This window comes from Nitrosomonas sp. Nm34 (assembly GCF_900113925.1).
Lineage (GTDB): Bacteria > Pseudomonadota > Gammaproteobacteria > Burkholderiales > Nitrosomonadaceae > Nitrosomonas.
In genome coordinates this window covers 1-24680 of the sequence record NZ_FORD01000022.1, presented here as the reverse complement: position 1 = coordinate 24680, position 24680 = coordinate 1, and the positions used below count along the sequence as shown (strand labels likewise).

Here is a 24680-nt window from a genome sequence, read left to right as displayed (position 1 = left end):
CACTGAAAATTAGAATGAGACACCAAATAAAAACCCTGATAATCATCGTAATGTAGTAACAGCGATGATCATTAACAAAATGATTGCATGGTTTAACGAGCCGACTTTATTAAATAAAGCCTCAACCTCTTTGAAGAAACTTATTTCAGGTATCTAAGCAAATAAAATCTATCTTCCAACTATCATGTCAAAGCTGTTTGACGATGTGCTTAACGGCAGTGTCTTCCTCGCTGCCACTGACTTTGAATCCCAGTTTGCGTACTAACTCCAGCATAGATTGATTGGTTGCCAATACTTCTCCTTCCATGGTTTTAATTCCCTTGGCACGAGCCGCATCGAACAGGCAATTCATGAGTTTATTGCCAATACCTCTTCTCTGCCATTCATCTGCTACCACAAGCGCGAATTCACAGGAATAGCCATCAGCACTGGCCACATAGCGACATACACCTAGCTCCCTTTCCTGATTATCCTGTTTGAGCACGGCAATCAATGCCATTTCTCGGTCATAATCAATTTGCGTAAAGTGCAGGAGTGTATTCTGTGAGAGCTCCTTCAACGCATCCATAAAACGAAAATATTTTGATTCATCCGATAAGCCTTGTACAAATTCCTGCTCGATTTGTGCATCCTCCGAGCAAATCGGACGTATCATCAGGTCGGTACCATCTGGCAACTGCCAGTACGTAATCAGGTGAGTGGGATAAGGGTGGATCGCCATGTGCGCATAGCGGTCGACAGAAGGTGGCAGATAATCCACGACCATACGCGCATCCACCGCGCAGGCACCGCTTTCATCGACAATTAAAGGATTGATATCCATTTCCCTGATCCACGGAAGTTCACATACCATTTCCGAAACGTGCAAAAGTATGCTTTCAAGCTCCTCCATATTGATGGGTGGCATATTACGGAAGGTCGAAAGAAGTTTCGAAATACGTGTGCGTTGAATCATATTTTTAGCCAAATAATTGTTAAGTGGTGGAAGCGCAACCGCGCGGTCACCCATCACTTCAACGAGTATTCCCCCTGCCCCGAAGGTAATAACAGGGCCAAATACCGGATCAGTGATGACCCCGATCATCAATTCCCGACCATTGGGTTTGATCACCATCGGCTCAACGACGATGCCATCAATCCTAGCATTGGGATTTTTCTTTTGCACCGACTGGATAATGTCGTGATAGGCTGACCGGACTGCCTGTGCATTACCAAGGTTGAGACGTATTCCACCTGAATCTGATTTATGTGAAATATCCGGGGAATTGATTTTCATAGCGACGGGTAGACCTAGTTCTTCAGCAATTAATAAAGCTTCGTGAGGGGTACGTGCCACCATGGACTTGGCAATAGGGATATGAAATGCTGCCAAAATCGCTTTGGATTCCATTTCATTCAGGACTTTACGATGATCTGCCAATACACCTTCAATCAATAAGCGGGCACCTTCTTTATCCGGCATACTGCGTTGAGATATCGGGCAGGGTGTCTGCATGAGCAGCTTTTGATTCTGATAATAAGCAGAAATGAAGGAAAATACTTCAACGGCGGGTTCTGGTGTACGGAAAGTGGATATCTTTGCCTGGTTGAAGAGCTGTCTGCTTTCAGCCACTTGCTCCTCTCCCATCCAGCATGCGATAAGCGGCTTGTCAAACTTACCAGCGATTTTGATAACCGCTTGCGCCACTTCCAGTGGTTGAGTCATCGCTTGCGGTGTTAGTATTACTAGCACACCATCCACCCCCTCATCCTGCATACAATATGTGACAGCATGATGATAACGTTCTGCAGTTGCGTCACCGATGATATCGAGCGGATTACTATGCGACCAGGTAGCTGGTAACACTGCATTTAATTGGGTTAATGTATTTTCAGAAAGTGTAGCCATAGTCACCCCCAACTCAACAGCTCGGTCAGTCGCCATGACACCGGGCCCACCCCCATTCGTCACAATCGCTAACCGATTGCCGCGCGGGCAGATATGAGTGGAGAGGGCTTTGGCTGCAGAAAATAATTGCACGATCGTATCAACACGTACAACACCTGCGCGTTGCAAGGCAGCATCAAATACATCATCCGCACCGACCAGTGCACCCGTATGGGAAAATACCGCTTTAGTGCCGGCTTCATGGCGACCTGCTTTGACGATGAAGATAGGCTTGACTCTAGCCGCCGCACGCAGCGCGCTGATAAAGCTGCGTGCGTGCTGAATACCCTCGATATAGAGTAGAATACTTTGGGTATGTGGGTCAGATGCGAGGTAATCGAGTATTTCACCAAAATCCATCCCTGCTGCAGCACCCAAGGATATAATACTGGAGAAACCAACATCATTGGGTCGCGCCCAGTCCATAATTGCAGTGCAAAAAGCTCCAGACTGAGAAATCAATGCCAATCCACCAGCTTTTGCCCCTCCCTTGCTGAAGGTGGCATTCAACCCTGTCTCCGGACAGAGAATGCCAAGACAATTAGGGCCGATGAGCCGCATACCATAACGCCGTGCGTTTTCTACTATAGCGCGTTCCAGCGCAGCGCCTTGTGGCCCGGTTTCACTAAAACCTGCCGACAACACCAAGGCAAACCGCACACCGTGCTTACCACACATCTCAATAATATTTGGCACGATTGCTGCGCGTGTGATGATGACAGCCAGATCAACTGTTTCCTCAATCTGCTCAATGCCCGCATAGGCATGCTGACCTTGGATTTCAGGGTGGTTCGGGTTGACTGCATAGAGCTTGCCCTGATAACCGCTTTCCTGCATGTTTTTAAACACGACACCTCCAACGGAATCTATACGGTTACTCGCACCAATCACGGCTACCGATCGAGGGGAAAAAAGTAGACTGAGATAATGTTTGTTCATTGAAAGTTCTCCCAAACCTTAACATTCCTGGCGGCAGTATAAAGGATTCTTTTTGAATATCGGTTATATCAGACTGATCTCGCTCTTAAGCGCCTATTTTATTCTTATAGTAGCACCATTTCTTGTACACTATTCTGCATAGCATTTAGAGTAATTAAAAATATACAATTAATTAAAAGGGGGAATTCATGATCTTCTGGCGCGTAAAATCGCTAGATGCCATATTGGCTACAGCCGAAAAGAGAAGCCTTCACCGCTCGCTGGGAGTATGGCAACTGACACTCTTGGGCGTAGGTGCCATCATCGGGACCGGTATCTTCGTTTTGACTGCTGAAGCCGCACAGAAAGCAGGCCCCGGTATGATGATTGCCTTCATTATCGCTGGCTTTGTGTGTGCCGTGGCGGCACTTTGCTATTCTGAGCTTTCTTCAATGGTGCCTGTATCCGGCTCTGCTTATACCTACTCCTATGCGGTATTGGGTGAATTTGTAGCATGGATGGTAGGCTGGGCATTAATCCTTGAATATTCCGTCGCTGCTAGCGCAGTCGCTGTAGGCTGGTCCGGCTATTTCGTTGGACTATTAAATAATTCTCTTGGTATTGAAATTCCCTTTGCTCTGGCAAATGGCCCCTTTGCCGGCGGAATGATCAATTTGCCAGCAGTGGTCATCTGTTTGCTGATTATGGGTCTGCTTGTCATCGGTACGCGCGAAAGTGCCGCGTTCAATGCCGCGCTGGTGGCGGTCAAAATTGTTGCCCTTACAGCTTTTATCGCGCTGGCACTACCTGTTGCTGAGCTGGAAAATTTCCAGCCGTTCTTGCCGTTAGGTACCTCTGGGGTGGTCGCGGCAGCTGCTTCTATTTTTTTCGCCTATGTTGGTTTTGATGCCGTCTCGACTGCTGCAGAGGAAACGAAAGATCCGCAACGCAATATCCCCCTCGCTCTCATCGGCTCACTGGCGATCTGCACCTTATTCTATCTTCTGGTATCAGCCGGCGTGATCGGTGCAATTGGGGCACAGCCATTGACAGATGCTAGCGGTCGTGGTCTTATGCCTGGCTCATTAGCACTGGCCGAGCAATGCCACTCACTTGCCGCTCTCGGACAGCAGCCCATTGTGTGTTCACGTGAAGCGCTCGCGCATGCACTGCGTGAAATCGGCTGGGAAAAAATCGGCAATCTGCTTGGCCTGGCCGCTTTTCTGGCATTGCCTTCGGTTATCCTGATGATGCTGTTTGGTCAGACGCGCATCTTCTTTGTGATGTCTCGTGATGGCCTGCTGCCGGAAGTACTGAGCCGCATCCATGCAAGGTTCAAAACACCGCACATTGTCACCATGATCACCGGTATCGGAGTAACGTTTGCCGCTGCTTTCCTACCGGTTGGCAAACTCGCGGATATTTCCAATTCCGGCACATTGTTTGCTTTTCTGGTCGTGGCACTCGCAGTCATGATTTTGCGCATCAAAGATAAAGATCGTGACAGGCCTTTCAAGACACCAGCCGTTTGGGTGGTAGGACCGCTCGCTATTGTCGGCTGCATAACGCTCTTTCTCTTTCTGCCAGCGGATGCCAAACTGGTATTCCCGATCTGGACGGGAATCGGCTTGATTGTCTATTTTTTATATGGTTACCGGAAAAGCCATGTAGCGCTGCACATTAAAACATCCGCCGGTGGTGAAAACCTCATCGAACCGATTCGCCCGCTTGCGGATTACCGAGATAGCTTTGAGTCGCTTAAGCGAAAGGATTAACTACTTACTGCAAACATAGGAAGCAATTAATGCAGACAGCCTACATTACCCATTCCGCCTGCCTTAAGCATAGCATGGGATCTGATCATCCAGAGTCACCCGCCAGACTGAGGGCGATTGAAGACCAATTGATAGCATCGGGTATTTTTCCGCTGTTGCAGCAACATCAGGCACCCTGTGTAATGCCTCAGCAACTCGCGCGGGTACATTCGAAAAGCTATCTCAAATCCATTAAAGCAGTTGCACCGCAACATGGATTGATCAGCCTGGATCCTGATACCTTTATGAACCCTTTTACGCTGGAAGCGGCATACCGCGCAGCCGGTGCCGTAGTGCTGGGCACTGACCTCGTTATGACCGGTAAGGTAGAAAATGCGTTTTGTAATATCCGCCCGCCCGGCCATCATGCTACCCACGATCGGGCCATGGGTTTCTGCTTTTTTAATAATGTCGCGGTCGGTGTTGCGCACGCCTTGACACAATATGAGCTGAAGCGGGTCGCGATCACAGATTTCGATGTCCATCACGGCAATGGCACCGAAGATATTTTCAAATATGACCCTCGTGTCATGCTTTGTTCTACTTTTCAGCACCCATTTTATCCGTTTTGTGGCGCTGATAGCAGTAGCCCTCACATCATCAACGTACCGCTTGCTGCAGGTACAAATCATCTGGCTTTTCGTACTGCCGTTACCCAGTATTGGTTACCAGCGCTGGAAAGCTTCCAGCCAGAAATCATCTTCATTTCTGCAGGCTTCGATGCCCACCGAGAAGATGATATGGCTCATCTGAATCTGATCGAATCGGACTATTCCTGGGTCACTGAACAAATTAAAATGATCGCTGGCAAATATGCCAAAAAACGCATTGTCTCTGTGCTCGAAGGCGGCTATGCGCTGCATGCGCTCGGTAGAAGCGCTACCGCCCATATTAAGGTATTATGTGGATTGTAATTTGGTTAAAAGCTGCATCCGGCACTTCAGCATAAGAATCCTCTCTTGGATTGTGCGACGCTAACTCTGCAGCTAAATCGCAAACACCCTTGCAACATCAACTTTTGAGTACCATCAGCTGAAAATTAGCCCAATAAATGACTCGAGCTAGTCGAATTTATCTCTGGTTAGCCAATACTACCTGGCTGAAAATACCATTTGAGCTCCAATAAGGAGCCATCCCTGAAAATTTTTCAAGAATGGCTAATTAAACCTGCCTCCAAGTACCGAACTATCATTAAATTTTTTTACCAAAACTGTTTCACATTGAAACGTTCTGGGATTCTCTGCACAAAAGTCGAGCAAAGCAGATTATTCATTGACAACTTATCATAGATTCATTCATTTACGCTTGCTTCTAAAGTTGTATTTGGTGGTTCCAAGCGCCGTTCATCCCACAACGGCACACCAAATACATCGTGAATAAAGTAATAAGTCACCGGAACACCCAGTATCATTCCCCACAGGCCGAAGCTGTGGTAAGCAATCAGTAAAATGATTAATACCAGCACCGGATTGAGTTTGAAGTGTTTACCATAGATTAAAGGATTAAGCCCGTAGGCCTCAATAATATGGATAACGGTAATCATCACTACTATTGCTAAGGCCAGAGTCAATCCACCCGTATTCAATGCAATCAGCACCATCGGTGTAGTAGAGATAAACACGCCTAATACTGGAATAAAGCTGCACACGAACACAATCAAAGATAAAAGTGCAACGGAAGGAATCCCAAGTATGATCAGGCCTATCAGAGTTAAGAAAGTATTCACACATGCGATCATTGCCTGTGCCTGAATAGCTCGGCCAATTACATAGGCAAAGCGGACTACCGGCTGTGCCGTTTCCTGATAAAAATCACGCAAGCGTGAATCATGCAAGCTTTTCATCAGATCTCCCAGGCGAACGCTATCAAACAGGATCAGGAAACTGAATAACAGAGCCAGCAGCATCGTACCGGTGGCTTGGTAGAAATAATTGATAAGTTTAGGCACTTGCTCACGAGCTTTATCCATCTGTTTAGTCATCAAAGAATCAATGAGCAGCTCGGCTTCCTTATCGTAGTATTTTTTCAGCTTCTCCTGCATCTTTTCCGTCATGTTGCCGTCTTCTTCATTTTCAGTGTCTTCCGGCTGTTCGAACTCAGAAAGATTGATGGTTCTCTTGAACAAATTAAGCTCCCTATCAATAACCTTTTGAGTATCTTCATTCAGTATGCTTCGGATATAACCGTGCAAAGAGCGTTCTATACCAGGGTATTTACTGCCAATATCTTGTTTTAGTTCCAGCAGCTTCAACTGCAGTTCACTAAGGTTATTCATAAACCGACTGGCTTCACCGATCACACTGGGTGTGACATAGTGAAAAAAGCTTCCCAACCCTGCCAGAAAAAAGATATATACCAACGCCAGAGAGAGGCGGTAAGACAATTTCAATTTATTCTGGCCGAGGCGAATCAGAGGTGTAGCAATAAATGCAAGAACAAAGGTGATAAAAATCAGTCCAAAAAAGTCACGCAATAACCAAAGCAAACCGATCAGGATGAGCCAGATCAATATGCGGCGGTTAGCTTCATAAAAACTATCCAAGCTGAATGGCATTATTTAGATTATTTGAGTAGTTATTATTCGGGCAGGTTTGATCAAAATTCATTGAACCAAATAGTAAGTTACAACATAATGATAAATACTTCTTCTATGCAAGTATAAAGTATAACAACGCAGCAGGATATCTGTCGGTTATTGGTTGGTTATATGTTTTCGCATAATAATCCTTTCAATCTCATCTTCGAGAATGTCGATTCTATCGAAAGCTTGACCGCATGTAGACTAAAGACTGCTAGTCTAGCAAACCATGCTATTTATCCAATGCACAACCAGATAGAACGATCATCGTAAATTCTATCTGCCCAACCATCATACCCTTTTTCAACTGCTCAGGAATATCACCTGTCCGATGGGACAATGAGTATAAAAATTTAATTCTATAAGCTGTCAGTCAATCAAATAAAGTTTACGGCACCGATCTTTCTAGCTTTACTCAATACGCCAGACTTAGTATTTTATGAATCTAATCTAGTTCGAGCCGTGTCTAAGCAAATCAATATGCGTTTTGTCATTAAGACTGCATATTGAAGGTGTGAATATGGGCTCAAGGAGAAACCAATATCTATGTCACTCAATCTCACGACCTTTATTCAAGAGTTGCTCTAATTTATTTTTCTGATTATTTTTTACTTTATTGATTCGATAGAGCTTTATTCAATGCACTAACTAGTGCTAAATGCTATAAATCAACAGTTCAGGCATTGTCTAATCAAATCAATGCGCATGCTGCTCACAAAAATTGTATATTTTCTGTAGGCGCAAGGAGGAACAAATGTTAATGTCATCCAATCACACTGCCTTTAGACAGTCCATGGCACTCAATATCACTGTTTTCAGGCAATTTATGGCCACTATTTTCTCTGTTATTTTTTTCCTAGTGGCGTTAATACTCACTTTTCTCACCGGAGAAGCCCTTTTTCAAGGATTCGTAGGCAATATTGGGCTGGTAGAAGCCGTTATTAAATCTATCAACATGGCTATTGTCGCACTAGCAATCTTTGAGCTTGGCCTGGTAGTTAATAAGGAATATGCGTGCAAAGAAGGTGAACAAAACCTCATAGTTGTGCTCAGACGTACAGTGCCCCGTTTTGTCAGTATTGTATGTATCGCGCTTGTTCTTGAAGGGTTATTATTAGTTATCAAGTACAGTCAACTTGGACCGGCAAGCAATCTCAATTATCCGGCCATTATCATTATTAGTGCCGCGATACTGCTGGCTGCTCTTGGAATATTTATGCGTTTGACTGACGATAGCCACAATAACCATAACAAAATTCTGTTTAATGACAAAAAGATGCAAGCTGACAGTGAATCAATAGGAAATTCACATCATTCTTTAAACCAGTAATATCAATCTAGCTGATTTTCTTTGATTATACTGGTTAATGACTGACATATCATTTCACATGATACAGCAGTCGATCCAGGTGCGAGGCAAGTGTTAGATGGCCGCAGGACCAGCCCCTGCTACGAAAAATAACGCCACCTTCGTTGCCTGGAACAGCAATGATGCCCCGTAACGGCCTCACTATTCCGGTAAATGACCCTTCCATTTCCAAATCAAACATGACGCGAAGGCGAGCCGTAGACAATATCAATAATACCGCAAGGTGAAGCCGACAAAGTTGGTTTTGATTTGGAAATGGAATTATTTAAGCTTGATACTTTTTACTGATAGAAAAGCTGATTTGATTTATCGGGAGCCGCACAATGAAGGTTATGAGTATTAACGATATCCAAAAACTGATCAAAATTATCGGCTTGAAAGCCTTCCTTACTAGACTGATTATGTTTCTGGAAAGCGATTTCGCCCGTTGGGACACCTTCCATAAATCTGTACGGCATGCGACTTATTTTGCGCAAGGGGCTATTGAATTGATGCCTTGTGCAAATGACCAATTCTATGCAATCAAATATGTCAATCGCTATCCCGGCAATACAGCACAAGGTAAATTGAGCGTGATCGGCATTGGCCAGTTAAGCGATGCCGCTACGGGTTACCCATTGCTACTGAGTGAAATGACCTTATTGACCGCTTTGCGCACGGCAGCAATCGGAGCTTTGGCAGCAAAGTATTTAGCTAGAGAAGAGGCCCGCTCTCTGGCAATTATTGGTACCGGCGCACAGGCGGAATTTCAGGTAATAGCCTTTAACAGGCTTTTCCCATTACAACAAATACGCTACTTCGATATTGATCCAGCGGCGATGGCTAAATTTTCACATAATCTGGCATCCTATGCTTTTGAATTGATACCTTGTGCCAACGTACGGGAGGCCATTCACAATACCGATATTATTATTACTGCAACGGCAACAACTAGGAGGATGAGATTGTTCGAATTGCAGGATGTCGCAATAGGCAGCCATATTCACGCCATGGGCGGCGATTGTCCAGGTAAAACCGAATTAAGCCAGGCCCTGCTAAAGGCAGCGAAAATCATGGTTGAATTTATTCCGCAAACACTCAAGGAAGGTGAAGTACAGCAATGTGATGCAAGCGATATTTATGCTGAATTATGGGAGCTCGTCACCAAGCGCAAACGAGGCAGGGAAAACGCTACTGATATTACCGTGTTCGATTCGGTTGGCTTTGCGGTGGAGGATTTTGCAGCGCTGCGTTTAGTATATGAATTGGCTTTAGAGCATCAATTAGGTAGCGAGATCGCGTTGCTGCCTGAGCCAGGCGACCCTAAAGACTTGTTCAGTGTATTAATTCCATTTCCAAATCAAACATGACGCGACGGCGAGCCGTAGACAATATAAAGATAATGCAGCAAGGCGAAGCCGACAAAGTCAATTTTAATTTAGAGATGGAATAAAACCTCTTCCTGACAATAAATAAGCCGATGATTAATTTGCATAAAACGTTTCCACAATTGATTTCATCAGAAGCAGCGTTTTAGCATGGTGATCACTTTTCGGATTGAATTCACTGATTTCCAGACCAAAAAACTTGGCATGATGCTTCACCAAGGCAAGCGCTTCCAGCAGTGCAGCAGCTTTAATTCCACCCGATACCGGCGTCTCTACGCCAGGTGCATCTTCAGGATCGATTAAATCCAAATCGAGGCTGATACCTATCGTTTTGCAGGTTCTGCTTAATTGCTCGGTAGCCGTAAGTAGCGTCTGTGAAAAATCGCTGATTTGATCGGCAAATACAATCTTGACATTTGCCTGTTTTAATAAAGCGTATTCCCCCGCTTCATAACTACGAATACCGATCATCAGCAGATTTTCTGCCTGAATAAAGCAGCAGGCTGGATAAATTGCGCCCAGCCGTTTATCCGCTTTGCCTAGCAGCGCGGCAACAGGCATACCGTGTATATTACCAGAAGGTGTAGTGGCAAAAGTGTGCGCATCCATGTGTGCATCAAGCCAGATTAAGCCAAATTCGCTGCTGTGCGGCAATCCCTGCAGTACGCCTGACCAGGTACCTAGTGCACAAGAATGGTCCCCACCGATTACCAGAAAAGGGTGGTGGTTTTCAGTCCAGTAGCGGGTAAACTGACTCGCTTTTTGGTAGAGATGGGCTAATCTGACCTCTTTTGTGCCTGTCTTTTCGGGATACAGCATATGCCATTGCAGTTGCAAGCCGGTTTGCGTTACTGGCAGTTTAGCAAACTCGTCCCGCAGCAGTTCTGCTGCGTTACCGCAAGTACGCATCGGTCCGCCTAGGCAAGAAGCAATCCCTAGTGTTTGTATCAGTTTTGTCATAAAATAATGATGGCATAAGCTGAGGATAATGTCTCTAAGACAAGCTAATTTTTGGCATTTTCCCAGCCAAGACTACCAATCACACCCTGCTCACTCCGATAAGAATATACCCGAAAAAGCAGGAATCGCTGAGTTACTCAAAGTTCGCAAGACAAGATCTCCATGCGCTCTGGTAGCAGTTGGCAAAAAAAACATCAAATGCTACGCAAGCTCAGTTTTCCCCTTGCGTTTTGCTACGGTTGTCGTTACTACCTCCGGTTATCTCTTTTCAGATAACAAGTTTTAGCCCATGCCGGGTACACTAGGGTGCAATAACCATCGGGCATTGCGCCGTATGTGTACCTTACCATCTGGTGCAATGCGTTACATTTATTGCATCCTACCAGCTAAATCAAACATGACTTTGTCGGCTCTTCTTGCCGTATTATTGAAATTGTCTACAGCTTGCCGTCGCGTCATGTTTGGTTTAGATGAGAATTCTTTTTGAATCATTCTTAACTGGCTAGACTATATTGGTCGCATTGAGGCCGGAAGCTGGTTCATCAATAGCATCTTTAAGTTCAGCCGCACTCTTTTGTGGAGCGGTTGATTGAGAACACTACGGGAGAAAAGCCACTGCGAAAAACTGTGCCACCCAATTCGTGAATTGACCGCAGATGGTTAGCTGAGAACTAGAAGAGAGATTGATAAATCCCTTCTAGAGTATCATTATGTACTATGCCGTTTGACAGGAATTGATCAAAAATAATGACAATAAACCTTTTGCTCATCAGCATCTGATGAGCAAATAGCAGCAAATTCTAAGTGGAAAATATACAGCAAAATTATTTCCATCTGCTATGTTAATTTCATAGCACCAAACACTCACGCCGCGCTGCTACTTCGGTGTCATTCCTTGGCAGGTGCCTCTTCCGGCTCGATACTCTCGACTTGCGGAATAGCTTTATGTGGATGCTGTTTGACCATCCGCTTCAATTTATCATCCTTCGCTCGCCCATGAGTGCCGCTTTCCTGCAACTCTATATTCGGTAGCGATTTCTCAGACTCTGGCATTCTGCGCTCAAATTCTGCTTCAGCGGCAAGCCAGTTCTCAAGCTCATACCCCGAAGCGTATCCACGCTTCGCATACTGGTAGTAGGCAGCCTCGCGAATCATCGCCTCGCGCTGCTCTGGACTGTAACTTCCTTGCCCTGTAATGTTGGGATCGCTGTTTTGTTTAACGGAAGTGCGTGTCTGTTTAGCCATGTTTTGTCCTCCATCATTGAAGATAACCAGTACATAGCGAATGAGTCAAACCCTTGCGCTATGCATCCTTCATGCATCCCTGGCTGGTTTGCAACTTTAATCATGTGCACCAGGACCATGCAGTATAGGAAAAAATAAATGTTTTTTTATTTAACTCTAATATTGCAATAGATTATGGCAATACTTTGATTAAAGAAATACGTGCTAGCACGTACTAGCCCGGATATTGCACGAGCATTCAAAATAAGAGCGAATTTGCCAGAAATTCATTTTTAATTTAGATTAGATGAATCGTATTTCTAGTCAGAATTTGTTGTTAAGCATTATGCTTTTTTATGTTTTCTGGTGGAGTTATGGCCAAAAAATGGCAACTTCTTCAGTTAATAGTAGGCATAGCGCATCCACCACATAGCTATTTTATGCAGTAAACGGCAGTAACATAACCCTGAATCCTGGAAATGAATTACCCAGAAGTCAGTCGAGCTGCAACTTGCAAGAACAGTTTCTGGCAGGGACAGCTGCTTGCAAGTAAAAAGCGAATACGGCGAGTATTACTAGGATGACAGCACGGATTTTGATTAGTTTGAGGCGCGTAGTGTGCTCACATAGGCTTGAGCCAGTTCTGTGGCTTGCAGGCAAGGCGCCGTATGGTTCCAGTAGGATGTAAGCCAGCGAGGACAGCAGCAGACGAAATTGATTTGACCATCAGCGATGGCAACTGGTGCGGTCAGCAAACAGATCAAGCGGTTGTTCTTTGATGCGATTTTCCATTTAACCGCGTGGAGAATAAAAGCTTATCGTAGAAAAGCTGCAGTTTACCGGTCAGATTGGTGACCACGTAACGTGGATGAGTGCCTTTCTCAGTATGCTCGATTTTAACGATGATGCGCCATAGCTGCTTGCTGCCAGCTCCTGGCAGCATAGTGAAATTCACCAAACCAGCGTACTTTCTCACCTGATATGGCATATTGCTTCTCTGCTGCTTGCTGCCATTGCGCAGTGATCTCATTCAGTCGCTTGTTTTGGGCGATACCCACGATATAACCCACCTCATGCCGCTCACACCATGCCAGTTCTGCGGCGGCAAAAGCCACTGTCACCTCGAAAAATGATACGAACTGCAGGCCAGCTTTGCCTGAACCGTTTTACCAGCAATGACAGAAGAATAGCCCAGGCATATTTTGCCCCATCAATATTGCCTGGCCGCAGGTAACTCACCAGCAGTTGATCTTCACAAAATACATACAGCGGCAAAAAGCAGTAATGATCTGCATGCCATGAAAAAAGTAGCCCTCCTGTTTGCCATGGACCGCATCATCGGTGGCATCAAAATCCAGAATCAGTTCTTTGGGTGGTTGCTCGAAGGAAGCCATAAACCGATCTATCATCACTTGATGAACATGCCAGGATTTGTCGATTCGCCTGATTCTCCCAGCGGCACAAGGTGGAACTGCTCGCCAACACCTCTTCGCGTTCAACCGCTGATTGAATCGCTAAATCATAGCATAATTGCTGATGATCATTGAGGTCTTCATAGCCACATGCCAATGCATAAACTCGTTGGCGCAATAGCGTCAAACTACCATGCTTACAACTTGCCTGCCGACGATTATCTTCCAGCGCCTGAGCAACCGCTTTGCTCAGCCCAATGTGCTTATCCACCTGCCGCAATAACATGACGCTACCATCTGAAGTGATATCTCCACCCTCGAAATTCACTTCAACAGTACGCTTTTTTACATCTGGAAAATTAAACGATTCCTGGGTACACTTTGTTACTGGTAATCCCTTTTCTTTATTCAGTATAGGTAACTGAATTATAAAAAACTATCATGGAAGTGCCACTTCCTTTCATGCAATATTCAGGCTAATACGGTCAGCTTGAAATTCAACAGCCAACCATAGGAACTAGCAACCAATGCGTGCTAATAAGTTGTCACCATACAGTCTGCCACTATTAAACCCGTTGCTATTATCAGCAGCATCACAGGCAAAGCAGTCGCAGAAGATGTCTTCAGAGATGCTGCATTTAATTGAGAGTAAAGCCCGAAGACTGTCATATATAATGAATAGAAAAGCTGGCAGCGCACCAAACCATATTCCTGCCAGAAGAATATGCAGCGCATAAGGAGCAATCGATGAAAATGATATTTCCTCTGCTGCACCGGAATAACTCATCAATGAATCCGCAATCAGAGGTAATGACGCTGCAACTGACCACAAAATATAGTGCCACCGCACACGAGACAAGCGCCGGATATACAAAATCACCCTAAAGGGAGTCTACTCGTCCTTACCCTTGTAACCGTTTGCTATTTTTGACAATCGCTGTTGCGTATCAATATGGCCTTTGCGACGAGCCACTCCATAGTGCGTGTTATCTTCTACATCTTCGTTACCCCACTGAAGCCAGCCATGACGACGAAAGCGTGCGAATAACTCAAGATAAGGGCCAGGCGAGCAGGATTCGATCAAATCGTAGATTTCATCAGGTTTGCGAGAATGTTCCCGTTTCCGGCTTAAAAAAAGATTGACCTGCGTGCGCCCTGGAGAAAGGGTCCGCAGATTGCCACGTACACCGAATAAAACCAGTTCTGTAACATTGCGAAAATAGAAACCCACCCCTCGTCCATCTGGGCCGCCATCTTTGCGAATCTTATACCAAACCAGGTTTGATTTATAGGTAAACCCCCATGCTTCCATTACCTTAAGGCCTTCCTGCAGCAGAGTATTCGGCACCCAAAGATAAAGATGTGATTTGGCAGCTGCAAGCTGGAAAACAGGAAGTTCCATTATTTCTTTCAATTCCATGGTAGAATATCTGAGTAACCGTCTGTGCTCTGGTGCCATTTTGCCGGTACGATTCTGAAACTGCCAAGGCGGATCAGCCAGGATAGTCGAATACTGACCTTCTGTCTTTGCCAATAAATCTTCCGATGGATGCGACTCTGTAGTGTGATCTACCTGCGCTATCACGATCAAACTTCCCTTTTCAAAAATTATCAAAATAGCGACTTCTTACGAATTGCATTATCACCCTTAGATTCTTTTGACCAATAAAACAACAGAAGAAGCCACTCCAAATGCAGGTTTTCTTTGTGCCACAATTACGCTAAAAGCTAACCTCCATCCCGCAGATATTTTTGCAAAAAAGCAGACACCCTGGCTTCGTATTCTTTGGGATTATGCGCGTGGAGGTTAATGTGGGCGGCACCTTCAACGATCCACAGTTCTTTAGGTGAATTAGCGGATTCAAACAGGCATTGTGTTTCTGCAACTGTGGGGTGCAGATCTTCTGACCCTGACATGATGAATACCGGGCTATGTAAGGCAGCAAGATTGGTGATAGGACGAAGCCGATCAGCTGTAACGCCCAGCCGGATGGGTAATTGCCAAAGGAATAGCGGCGTAAGCAAACTTCCCAGTGGACCAAGCCGCTTCTGCAACCTGCGCGCAATGGCTTCTTCAATGGTCGGGTACATTGATTCCAGCACCACAGCACTCGGAGCAGGAGATGCTTTCGAGAGCACGAGCGATGCCGCGCCCAAGGAAACGCCAATCACAGCAATCTTTTCATGTGGAAATGACTCGACCAGATTTCGCATGGCAGCCTCGACTCCCTCAGCCTCCCGATAACCAAAAGTAATATATTCCCCACTACTTTCACCATGGGCAGGAAGATCGATCAGCATGACCGAATAGCCTGCCCGCACTAGAAATCTAACACGGTCCAGCATCTGGCGTCGATCATTGCGCAAACCATGCAACAGCAAAACCACACCCATTCCAGGTGCTCCACGTATGAGCCATCCTGAAACCACCAGCTCGCTCGTTTCATTTGGAGGACTTTGCAATGTAAATGTTTCGACAGGCAAATCAGCCGGGGGACTACCGACGGATCGTTGTGCAGGACGGCAGAGCTCACCTCCAGCCATGATACCGATAGCTATCACTGCTATGCCACAGATAACGATAAGAATGATTAACGCAATGAAAGCTGGCGCATGAACAATGTGAAGCATTGTTTAAACTTGACTGGTAACTGAGGTTGATTTGGCAAGATGCGCATCAATCAGCGGCGAGATCTCTTTAGCATGGACCATGACCAAATTGTGGTCACCGCCTGGCACAATGTGCAAGTTGGCATTTGGCATCAACACAGCAAGGCGCAGACCCACACTGACAGGACTGATCGGATCGGCAGCACCCCATAACAGCAAGGTGGGAGCCTTGATCTTGTGGAGCTGAGGCGTCAAGTCTTCATCGTATTCCGGCAACCAACGAGGGAAAGACGGATGAGCAGCATGAATGAGTGGACGCCAATCCTGCGCCCCAAAGCTCTCCAAATCTATACCGCCTGAGGTAGCCGCCAATACCAAATGAGTGATGAGTTCAGGTTTCTTGAGTGTGGCCTGGATCGCCATGATGCTTCCTATCGACTGTGCGATGATAGCAACAGGTTGATCTACTTCGGCAGCCACTAAATCTACCAAACCATGCATGCTGTTCACCTTGGGATCAGACGGCATAAACCCCAACCCCGGCCATTCCAAATAAACTTTTTCTGCAGGATAAGTAAGTAAATTAGCCACAGGCAGCCAGAACTGGGTATCACCTGATGCACCAGACAGAAACAAAAGTTTAGATGACATGGAATTATTCCAAATTGTAAATCATTTTATTTTCACATCAAACATGACGCAAAGGTAAACCGTGGAAACGGGTCGGTATGTAGTAATCCGAGGCGAGGTAAGCGCAATGAACCGCACGGCCTCTTCCTGTACCAAAGACGCCACCGCATTTATGCCTGGAACAATATACGATCATGCATAGCTGCCCCATTCTGATAATTGAGAAAATTTCAAAATGCTTCTATAGGGCATGGTTTAACTCTCCAATTAAAAATGCAGGAGACAGCCTAAGGTTCACGGTTCATCAGGAAAGTAGGCATTGTGAATTTCATTACCAATTATTTGTTACATTAGTGTGGTCCACCAGAGAAAGCAGGACGGTTGCAGCACAGTTTGTTTCGTATGAAGCATACTTACACGGCTGAGATTCATATTACTTTCGCTTGGAAGCATTCGAGCTGAATGACTGAGAATACCCCCAGCGGCTAATGAGGGTGATAATGCTAACTGCCCTGTAGATTTCATTCTTACCTTCTGGGTATTTCGCGCCGTTACGGATTGGTGATTCTGCAAGCACATGGCTATATTACAACTCCTTGGAATGACACGACTATTCCACATCGTTGCGCCTTGCCCTGCACTCGCAAAACCACGCAACTTTACTCTATTTAATTGAAACATCCACGTTAAATGGCCCAGGTTGGGAAAAGATACCCCTCCACCATTCCTCAGCTATGCTGAGGAGCACCTACTTTCTACCATTTAATCCTTTTTGCTCGCTTTAGATTCATGCAAATGAGTCAAGGCTTCTTCGGCATGTTTGGTTCCTTCCTCGGCATGCCCCATATCAGCATGCTTAATGGCCTCTTCTAAATGCTCAATCGCCTGATCCATATGAGCATCAGCACCCGATTCCTTAGCTTTTTTAGCATGTTCCAGGCTTTGCTTCGCATGCTTGGACAGCTCTGTGGCATGACCCATCTTTCCGTGCTTTATCGCCTCTTCAAGATGTCGTGTTGCATCTGCTTTATGTTTTTTAAACTCTCCAGCTCCATCTTCTGTATCTTTTGCATAAGCGGGGATGCTCAAGAAAAATGCCAACATTGCAATTGAAAAAATAGCTGATATTGTTTTCATGACAATTACTCCTTATTTGGTTAAAGATTAATCATGTCAAAACACGCGCAACAATCGTGCCATTCAACTCCACAACTTCTGGAAAAGAATCAGCTACTGAGTAGCTCTCTCAGATTCGTAGCACGCATTTGCTTTATAACATATATTGCAAGAAAACAATATTGCTTAGATAGTTTGGCAATTTATCCAAGCAATAGATTAGTATCTCAACTACTCTGGCCTACCTTGGGAATGGATAGCTGCTGTCAACTATGGGGATAGTTTTTATTCATATCATTTTTTCAGACACGTTTGTTCTAATCAAGGATTACGATCACGAGTTTCAATCGATTTATCCGAGCTAGCATGCTGAGTTATACGGTTATCTGTCAATCTGGCAGTATTTGTTATTCCGTTTCTAAATCAAAAATGAAGCGAAGGCGAAATGCAGACACTATCAATAATACGGCAAGGTGAAACCGACAAAGTCAGCTTTGATTTAGGAATAGCGGATTCAGGTTTGATTCAGCATAAAATAAAGTAAATCCGGCTTAAATACCTCTTTACACTGTATTTTATCTCCATGTGCTATTACTCATCATTTTTGTCAGTGGTCATGAAATATGGGCCACGAAAGGCAATATCTTTATTGCTGTGCTAAAAGAGATCAGTACTCTCCTCCATGCCGCCTAAATCAACATACTTTTTCACGCTGATCAGCGTACGTGCTATCAGTTTTTTCTTGAATAGATCTTCGATAAAGATCGGAACATTTTTCAGCGATACTACACAACCGTAACGACCCAGGGTTTTGGCTTGACCAAACGAATAGAAGCGCCAAAGGCCGCGCAAATCTGTAAGGTCATTATCAAATTTTGGATCCAGCTTCCAAAAGAAATTAAGCCCTTCCTTATCAAAGGTAAGATTGACACGGTTAATAAGAGTCAAGAAGGCGAATCTGGTTTTAAATTCAACCGTTTCCTGTTGAGGGCGCTTAGCGATGACTTTGGCCTCTTCGAGCTCTTCAAGGTATTTAACCTGATCTTCAATACGAGAAAGTAATTCCCACGTCTTTTCAGTATTTTGATTAAAGATAACGGCAGCCTGGATCAATCTCGAGTGTTCATGCCCAGTCAAATGACTAATAGTAAACACAATCTCGCCACTAGCAAGCCGTTGTCTTTGATCACTATCCAGATCTTTGAGACCATCCGAGCCGAAATCGGGTGTAGCGGCAAGGGACAGCGTTGAGATCAGGCAAAGTATTCCAAAAACAACTTTAATATATTTTTTCACTACACCAATCTTCCTCCTTGAATATCTATTAAATCAATATTTAATGGAAGTTTCACATAAGTATTAAATTGACATTGAACAAAAATACCTGAAGGGAAGATGCATCACAAGGATAAATTTGCTTCATTACATTTCCAAATCAAACATGGCGCGCCGGTGAGCCGCAGACAGTATCAATCATACGGCAAGGAGAAACCGACAAAGTCAGCCTTGATCTGGAAATGGAATAGGGACTATTCTATGAATTAATAGGCAAGGTTGATTGCCTGAATATTTTGAATAAACGTATTGTATTATGGTTGGCAAGGTAATAGCATAAAATGCGCCTTAAATCAGGCAAGCACAAAAAAGCTCATATACTTATGCCGCTTCTATCTTTGCGCAAGCTTAATGTTGAGCAAGCTGTATAGCATGAGACTGAAGTGGTTCGAACGACACAACCTCTACGTTCAGTATGTTCATGGACTTACTACAACCATTTTTTTAATCTTGAAACTAGGCAAAAGGAATAAACAAAATAAAGTAGCCGCACCTGAGAGAATAATGAGGGGCGCTAAATATCCTTCAAACCAGTTAATCAACATCCAGGAACCCATCATAGCGGATAACTGAGCACAGCCATTTACTATCGACATCAGCAAGGCAAAAGTAAAGCCTTCCGATCTCTCAGGGCAGGCTCTAGCTGCAAGGGTAAGAACAGCTAGCAGAGCGACCATACTCGTAATACCAAAGAAGAAAGACAAAGCAATGAACAACAGGCCACTGTAAGAAGTTGGCATGATCGCACCCAGGTAGGAAAACGTGCTAAGCGCGCTTGTAAGAATGCTGAAAACGAGCTGATACTCCATACTGCGGTTACTCATGTATTTCCCATAGAGCCAAGCCCCTAGAATTGAGCCCACTGAGCTTATCGCTCCTAGATGGCCGATAAATGATTGTGAAAAATTGAGCGTGTCAGTCATAAAGTAGTAGATAGGAATGCCAAAGCCTGGGCTAAAATTCCATAAAATTAAAAATAATATCGTGGCCCAGAGTAATCGACTCCGAAAAGTTTCACGTAAACCCGCAACAGTGGCTTTCAATGAAGCGAGATCCATTGCAGTTTTTTCTTCTTCTACTATCAGCCAGCTAAGAATGGCTATGATTACGGGAGCGACCATAGTAATGATCGCCGCTGTACGTAAACCTGTACCAGGATCAGCCATTTCTGCTAACCATCCGCCTAATATTGAAGTAATTATTTGAGCGACACAAAGCCAAAACCACTGCACAGCCTGAAAATGAGCAGTCATATTAAATTTCCGGCCGTTTTCTACCATTAAAGCATCAATAATAACATCTGCGGCGGCTGTTCCTATGGCGGTTAGAAGAAGTGCCATAATTAATTGGTCGCTATCTGCTATTTCAGCTAACCAGAAATAGCCAATGCAAGTAAGTAGGTTTAAAACTAACAGCCAAGACTTACGACGATATCCAAACAGAGAAATAAAATCGCTAACTAAGCCATAAACAGGCTTAATCACCCAAGGAATTGTTAAAATGGCCAGGTAATTAGTCGCACCTAACTCGTCCAATTGCATAACTTCCTTAAGATAATAGTTAAGAGGCAGGCTGATAAGGCCCCCCGATTGAGCAATACCCTGGGCGAAATAAACAATACCGAAGAGAAAAATAAGATGATTAACATAACGGCTGTTAATCAATTGCTGACTTGCAAAAGGAGTATTTTCCATAAATGTTACTTCTTAAAAGTGCTATCTTTGGTAAGATATAAATAACTTCACTCAACCAAAAGTTTTATTATTCCATTTTCTGCTCAAGCATTTACATTTCTTCCAATAATAACTTTTTACCACATTTTCTTGATAACCTTTCATGAGACAAGACAGGATCAGTTTCGTTTCAAGGGTCAGGATTAGAAACCACACACAATCGAAGGTCTGAAAACTATTTTCTATCATGACCATATCTCACTCTCATCAAACTTCCAGCAACAAGGGAATACTTGCACTTATGGTAGGAGCAATAGGTGTCGTTTACGGTGATATCGGCACCAGTCCGCTTTATGCCATGAAGGAGGCTTTTAGCGGTACCCATGCGCTCTCACCAGAGCCACAGAACATACTGGGTTTTCTCTCACTGGTCTTCTGGGCACTCACAATTGTGGTATCTGTCAAGTATGTACTTTTCATGATGCGCGCAGATAATAAAGGTGAAGGTGGCATCATGGCACTCATTGCATTGACTCAGCGGGTAGGGAAAGCTAATTCACGATTACGCTGGCTGTTGGCTTCACTTGGGTTGTTTGGAGCGGCACTCTTTTACGGTGACGGAATGATTACTCCGGCTATTTCAGTACTGAGCGCTGTAGAGGGAATAGCGGTTACGACGCCAGCACTGGAATCCTGGGTCATTCCTTTTGCAGTCATTATTTTAGTAATGCTGTTTCTATTTCAACCACGCGGCACCGCTGGGGTAGGGAAATTGTTTGGTCCAGTCATGGTAGCCTGGTTTCTGGTTTTGGCGGGGTTGGGAATCATCAACATCATTCAGTATCCGGTTGTGCTCAAGGCGATAAACCCCGCCTATGGCCTTGATCTGCTGTTACACCATGGATGGTTTGGATTTTTAGTGTTAGGCACAGTGGTGCTGGCGGTGACTGGCGCTGAGGCGCTCTATGCCGACATGGGGCATTTTGGTCGCAGGCCGATCCAGTTTGCCTGGTTTGGGTTTGTCTGGCCGGCACTGCTGTTAAATTATTTTGGGCAAGGAGCATTGCTGATAAGCGATCCGACGGCAGCGCGCAGCTCGTTCTATCTAATGGCCCCTTCCTGGGCGCTTTATCCCGTGATTACGCTTGCTACCGCGGCCACAGTCATCGCTTCACAGGCAGTCATTACCGGAGTCTTCTCGGTCACTCGACAGGCGATCCAACTGGGTTATATTCCTCGCATGCAGATACTACATACTTCAGAGCGCGAGATAGGACAGATCTACATTCCGTTTGTAAACTGGTTCCTAATGCTGGGTGTAGTAGTACTGATAATTGGGTTTGGTTCCTCAAGTAATCTAGCAGCAGCTTACGGCATCGCTGTAACCGGCACGATGGCTATTGACACGCTGCTGGTCTTTTTTGTGATTTATGGCCTGTGGCGCTGGCATTGGTTAGCAGCCATCCTCATCATTCTACTTTTTCTAGTGGTCGACCTCGCCTTTGTCAGTGCCAATCTTACTAAGATCCTTCACGGCGGCTGGTTTCCGCTGCTCATCGCCACAGTTATTCTTGCTTTCCTGACCACATGGAAGAAAGGACGCAGCATTCTGATGCAACGCCTTCAGACGGATGCAATCGATATTGATTTTTTCCTTAGCAACATCGAAAAGGAACCTCCGACCCGAGTACCCGGTACAGCCGTGTTCCTGACCGCCAACTCCACAGGCGTGCCTCATGCCCTGCTTCACAACCTTGCGCACAATAAGGTGCTGCATGAGCGAATAGTGCTGCTGACGGTAATCACTGCTGATGTACCCTTTGTACCGGCCAATGAACGCATTGAGACTAAATTACTGGGGAACGGCTTTTATCGCGCACTCTTCCACTTCGGCTATCTGGATCAACCGGATGTACCCGCAACGCTGGCACAATGTGAACTGCTAGGGCCAAAATTCAATATGCTTGAGACCTCATTCTTTCTCAGCCGAGAAACACTTATTTCCACCTCTTTCCCAGGTATGGCACGATGGCGCGAGAAGCTGTTCATTACTATGGCGCGCAACGCTTCCAGTGCCATGACGCTGTTCAAGATTCCAGCTAACCGTGTCATTGAGCTGGGCACACAAGTCGAATTGTGAACCCATCACTTTCCTCGCCAGGGAATATTTCAACGATACTACTTCTATCCTAAGAGTTGAATTGCTTGAAATATATGGATACGCTGAGAAACTCACTACGGAACCAATGTATAACATACTAAGGTAATGACCAATACCCCAATAAAATTAAGCACCAGACCTTCACGTACCATCCGATCAATCGGAATCATGCCGGTTCCAAAGGCAATCGCATTGGGTGGGGTTCCTACTGGCATCATAAAACCACAACTCGCACTCATGGCGGCAGGTACCATCAGCAGTGCCGGCTCAACGCCTGCAGCTAGCCCTGCCGGGCCAAGAATCGGCATCAACAAGACAGTGGTTGCGGTATTACTGGTCGTTTCAGTCAGAAAGGTCACGATCAGTGCAATGGTCGCGATAATAATCAACGGGTGCAGATGGGATAGCACTGTGGATTGTTCAGCGATCGACTTGGATAATCCAGATGCCACAAATGCCTGAGCTATAGCGATGCCCCCAGCGAACAGAATAAGAATGCCCCAAGGCACTTTCACCGCCGTTTGCCAATCCAATAATTTTCCGTCACGACCATTGGGAATCAGAAACATGGCAATGACAGCAAGCAGTGCAACAGTCGCATCTGAGGCTCCCTTCACATCCAACCAGGTACTCCAGCCCCCAAAGGGTTCGGTACGGGTGACCCAGGCCAACACTGTAAAAGCAAAAATAATCAGAATACGTCGCTCTTCTAGCCGCCATGGGCCAGGCTGAGGCATGGAAAGTTCGCCGACATAAGTCAGGTTGCGCGTCAACCACAATCCTGCCAGTGGCACCATTAGCAGAACAACGGGCATCCCCCAACTCATCCATTGTGTAAAACTCACGGTTGTTCCGGTGAAATTCTGATATTCCTGCATGAAAACCAGATTAGGAGGAGTGCCAATCGGTGAACCTAAGCCACCAATACTACTACCATAAGCGATAGATAACAGAAGAGGTAAAGCGATCTTTTTATCGCTACTTTGATCAATCACAGCCAGCGCAAGCGGCAGCATCATCAATGTGGTTGACGTATTGGAGATCCACATGCTCAGCAAGGCACATGTACACATGAAACCCAACACAATGCGTCGGCTGCTATTTCCTCCCACTAACCTTATCAAGCCCAAGGCAAGGCGGTAATGTGTTCCCGAATGCGCCATCGCAGCAGAAATCATGAATCCACCCAGCATCAGTAAAATCATGTCGTTGCCGTAGGCTTTGGCGATTTCTTCTTTCGGCAAAACGCCAACCAGTGGAAAAATGGCTAACGGAATAAGTGAAGTATAGTCTAACCAGTTAAGAATGATTCAGAATGTATAGGATTTGAAGAGCATCTCAACGGTCTGGTTTTGTTGTCTACGCAGTGCTTTGGCCTGTGCCCATTTATGTTCAATAGGATTAAGATCAGGAGAATAAGCGGGCAAATATTCAAGGGTGTGCCCAGCGTTTTGTATGGCCTCTTGCGTATCCTGCCTCTTATGGAAAGTGGCATTGTCCATCACAACGACGGCATGTGACGGCAATTCAGGCAACAGGTCCTGCATCGCCCATTCGTGAAACACATCCGCATTGATATTGAGTGC

Annotated in this window: 20 protein-coding genes and 1 pseudogene; 5 read left to right on the top strand and 16 right to left on the bottom strand. The window is 45.2% G+C overall.

What is annotated here, in order from left to right; translation table 11 throughout:
• Positions 1–187: 187 nt before the first annotated feature.
• Entirely contained in the window at positions 188–2866 is a 2679-nt protein-coding gene (locus BM283_RS10105; protein ID WP_090692650.1) for a bifunctional acetate--CoA ligase family protein/GNAT family N-acetyltransferase, read from the bottom strand.
• 188 nt (positions 2867–3054) lie between these two features.
• On the opposite strand from BM283_RS10105, the gene BM283_RS10100 reads away from it, so the two are divergent.
• Positions 3055–4620, top strand: a complete 1566-nt coding sequence (locus tag BM283_RS10100) for an amino acid permease (protein ID WP_090692648.1) — start codon at positions 3055–3057, stop codon at positions 4618–4620.
• A 29-nt stretch (positions 4621–4649) separates the two neighbouring features.
• Positions 4650–5573 (top strand): histone deacetylase family protein, encoded by a 924-nt coding sequence (locus BM283_RS10095; protein WP_090692646.1) that lies wholly within the window; start codon positions 4650–4652, stop codon positions 5571–5573.
• Between the two features lie 377 nt (positions 5574–5950).
• Here BM283_RS10095 and BM283_RS10090 read toward each other — a convergent pair whose 3' ends face one another.
• Positions 5951–7213 (bottom strand): AI-2E family transporter, encoded by a 1263-nt coding sequence (locus BM283_RS10090; protein WP_090692643.1) that lies wholly within the window; start codon positions 7211–7213, stop codon positions 5951–5953.
• Positions 7214–7991: 778 nt separating this feature from the next.
• Between BM283_RS10090 and BM283_RS10085 the strand changes: the two genes are divergently transcribed.
• Complete coding sequence (locus BM283_RS10085) at positions 7992–8567, top strand: hypothetical protein (protein ID WP_090692642.1); 576 nt, start codon at positions 7992–7994, stop codon at positions 8565–8567.
• 49 nt (positions 8568–8616) lie between these two features.
• Here BM283_RS10085 and BM283_RS18835 read toward each other — a convergent pair whose 3' ends face one another.
• Positions 8617–8772, bottom strand: a complete 156-nt coding sequence (locus BM283_RS18835; RefSeq protein WP_175492097.1) for a hypothetical protein — start codon at positions 8770–8772, stop codon at positions 8617–8619.
• Between the two features lie 157 nt (positions 8773–8929).
• On the opposite strand from BM283_RS18835, the gene BM283_RS10080 reads away from it, so the two are divergent.
• Positions 8930–9955 carry an ornithine cyclodeaminase gene (locus BM283_RS10080; RefSeq protein WP_090692639.1) on the top strand — a complete coding sequence of 342 codons (1026 nt, stop codon included), beginning with the start codon at positions 8930–8932 and terminating at the stop codon, positions 9953–9955.
• Positions 9956–10069: 114 nt separating this feature from the next.
• On the opposite strand, the gene BM283_RS10075 is transcribed toward BM283_RS10080, so the two are convergent.
• The 11 genes and pseudogenes from BM283_RS10075 to BM283_RS10030 all read right to left on the bottom strand — a co-directional run bounded on the left by BM283_RS10075 (position 10070) and on the right by BM283_RS10030 (position 20954).
• Positions 10070–10933, bottom strand: coding sequence for an arginase family protein (locus BM283_RS10075; RefSeq protein ID WP_090692637.1), 864 nt, complete (start codon positions 10931–10933; stop codon positions 10070–10072).
• Between the two features lie 888 nt (positions 10934–11821).
• Positions 11822–12178, bottom strand: a complete 357-nt coding sequence (locus tag BM283_RS10070; RefSeq protein ID WP_090692634.1) for a DUF2934 domain-containing protein — start codon at positions 12176–12178, stop codon at positions 11822–11824.
• Between the two features lie 875 nt (positions 12179–13053).
• Positions 13054–13272 (bottom strand): transposase, encoded by a 219-nt coding sequence (locus tag BM283_RS20565; RefSeq protein WP_368086427.1) that lies wholly within the window; start codon positions 13270–13272, stop codon positions 13054–13056.
• Positions 13238–13897: pseudogene (locus tag BM283_RS20560) on the bottom strand (IS1380 family transposase). The gene BM283_RS20565 and the pseudogene BM283_RS20560 overlap by 35 nt, the downstream one beginning before the upstream one ends.
• A 189-nt stretch (positions 13898–14086) precedes the next feature.
• Positions 14087–14356: a hypothetical protein gene (locus tag BM283_RS10060; RefSeq protein ID WP_090692631.1), complete on the bottom strand. Its 270-nt coding sequence runs from the start codon at positions 14354–14356 to the stop codon at positions 14087–14089.
• Positions 14357–14461: 105 nt separating this feature from the next.
• Positions 14462–15184: an MT-A70 family methyltransferase gene (locus BM283_RS10055; RefSeq protein ID WP_254776321.1), complete on the bottom strand. Its 723-nt coding sequence runs from the start codon at positions 15182–15184 to the stop codon at positions 14462–14464.
• Positions 15185–15297: 113 nt separating this feature from the next.
• Entirely contained in the window at positions 15298–16200 is a 903-nt protein-coding gene (locus BM283_RS10050; RefSeq protein ID WP_090692629.1) for an alpha/beta hydrolase, read from the bottom strand.
• Between the two features lie 3 nt (positions 16201–16203).
• Entirely contained in the window at positions 16204–16830 is a 627-nt protein-coding gene (locus BM283_RS10045) for an alpha/beta fold hydrolase (protein WP_090692626.1), read from the bottom strand.
• 741 nt (positions 16831–17571) lie between these two features.
• The gene (gene smbP, locus BM283_RS10040) at positions 17572–17946 is read right to left on the bottom strand and encodes a small metal-binding protein SmbP (protein WP_090692624.1); all 375 of its coding nucleotides are present in this window, start codon (positions 17944–17946) and stop codon (positions 17572–17574) included.
• A gap of 636 nt (positions 17947–18582) precedes the next feature.
• Positions 18583–19221, bottom strand: a complete 639-nt coding sequence (locus tag BM283_RS10035) for a hypothetical protein (RefSeq protein ID WP_090692621.1) — start codon at positions 19219–19221, stop codon at positions 18583–18585.
• Between the two features lie 458 nt (positions 19222–19679).
• Positions 19680–20954, bottom strand: coding sequence for an MFS transporter (locus tag BM283_RS10030; RefSeq protein WP_090692620.1), 1275 nt, complete (start codon positions 20952–20954; stop codon positions 19680–19682).
• Positions 20955–21180: 226 nt separating this feature from the next.
• On the opposite strand from BM283_RS10030, the gene BM283_RS10025 reads away from it, so the two are divergent.
• Positions 21181–23073 carry a potassium transporter Kup gene (locus tag BM283_RS10025; protein WP_090692617.1) on the top strand — a complete coding sequence of 631 codons (1893 nt, stop codon included), beginning with the start codon at positions 21181–21183 and terminating at the stop codon, positions 23071–23073.
• Positions 23074–23168: 95 nt separating this feature from the next.
• On the opposite strand, the gene BM283_RS10020 is transcribed toward BM283_RS10025, so the two are convergent.
• Together BM283_RS10020 and BM283_RS10015 are read right to left on the bottom strand one after the other, a co-directional pair.
• On the bottom strand, positions 23169–24401 hold the full coding sequence (locus tag BM283_RS10020) for an SLC13 family permease (protein ID WP_302848286.1): 1233 nt from the start codon (positions 24399–24401) through the stop codon (positions 23169–23171).
• 3 nt (positions 24402–24404) lie between these two features.
• On the bottom strand, positions 24405–24680 hold a 276-nt coding region (locus tag BM283_RS10015; protein ID WP_175492096.1), incomplete at its 5' end, for a transposase.

What these genes read in the sequence shown, in the direction of transcription:
- BM283_RS10105 (WP_090692650.1), bottom strand. Translation starts at nt 2,866, where the DNA reads ATGAACAAACATTATCTCAGTCTACTTTTTTCCCCTCGATCGGTAGCC.
- BM283_RS10100 (WP_090692648.1), top strand. Translation starts at nt 3,055, where the DNA reads ATGATCTTCTGGCGCGTAAAATCGCTAGATGCCATATTGGCTACAGCC.
- BM283_RS10095 (WP_090692646.1), top strand. Translation starts at nt 4,650, where the DNA reads ATGCAGACAGCCTACATTACCCATTCCGCCTGCCTTAAGCATAGCATG.
- BM283_RS10090 (WP_090692643.1), bottom strand. Translation starts at nt 7,213, where the DNA reads ATGCCATTCAGCTTGGATAGTTTTTATGAAGCTAACCGCCGCATATTG.
- BM283_RS10085 (WP_090692642.1), top strand. Translation starts at nt 7,992, where the DNA reads ATGTTAATGTCATCCAATCACACTGCCTTTAGACAGTCCATGGCACTC.
- BM283_RS18835 (WP_175492097.1), bottom strand. Translation starts at nt 8,772, where the DNA reads ATGGAAGGGTCATTTACCGGAATAGTGAGGCCGTTACGGGGCATCATT.
- BM283_RS10080 (WP_090692639.1), top strand. Translation starts at nt 8,930, where the DNA reads ATGAAGGTTATGAGTATTAACGATATCCAAAAACTGATCAAAATTATC.
- BM283_RS10075 (WP_090692637.1), bottom strand. Translation starts at nt 10,933, where the DNA reads ATGACAAAACTGATACAAACACTAGGGATTGCTTCTTGCCTAGGCGGA.
- BM283_RS10070 (WP_090692634.1), bottom strand. Translation starts at nt 12,178, where the DNA reads ATGGCTAAACAGACACGCACTTCCGTTAAACAAAACAGCGATCCCAAC.
- BM283_RS10060 (WP_090692631.1), bottom strand. Translation starts at nt 14,356, where the DNA reads ATGAGTTATTCCGGTGCAGCAGAGGAAATATCATTTTCATCGATTGCT.
- BM283_RS10050 (WP_090692629.1), bottom strand. Translation starts at nt 16,200, where the DNA reads ATGCTTCACATTGTTCATGCGCCAGCTTTCATTGCGTTAATCATTCTT.
- BM283_RS10045 (WP_090692626.1), bottom strand. Translation starts at nt 16,830, where the DNA reads ATGTCATCTAAACTTTTGTTTCTGTCTGGTGCATCAGGTGATACCCAG.
- smbP (WP_090692624.1), bottom strand. Translation starts at nt 17,946, where the DNA reads ATGAAAACAATATCAGCTATTTTTTCAATTGCAATGTTGGCATTTTTC.
- BM283_RS10030 (WP_090692620.1), bottom strand. Translation starts at nt 20,954, where the DNA reads ATGGAAAATACTCCTTTTGCAAGTCAGCAATTGATTAACAGCCGTTAT.
- BM283_RS10025 (WP_090692617.1), top strand. Translation starts at nt 21,181, where the DNA reads ATGACCATATCTCACTCTCATCAAACTTCCAGCAACAAGGGAATACTT.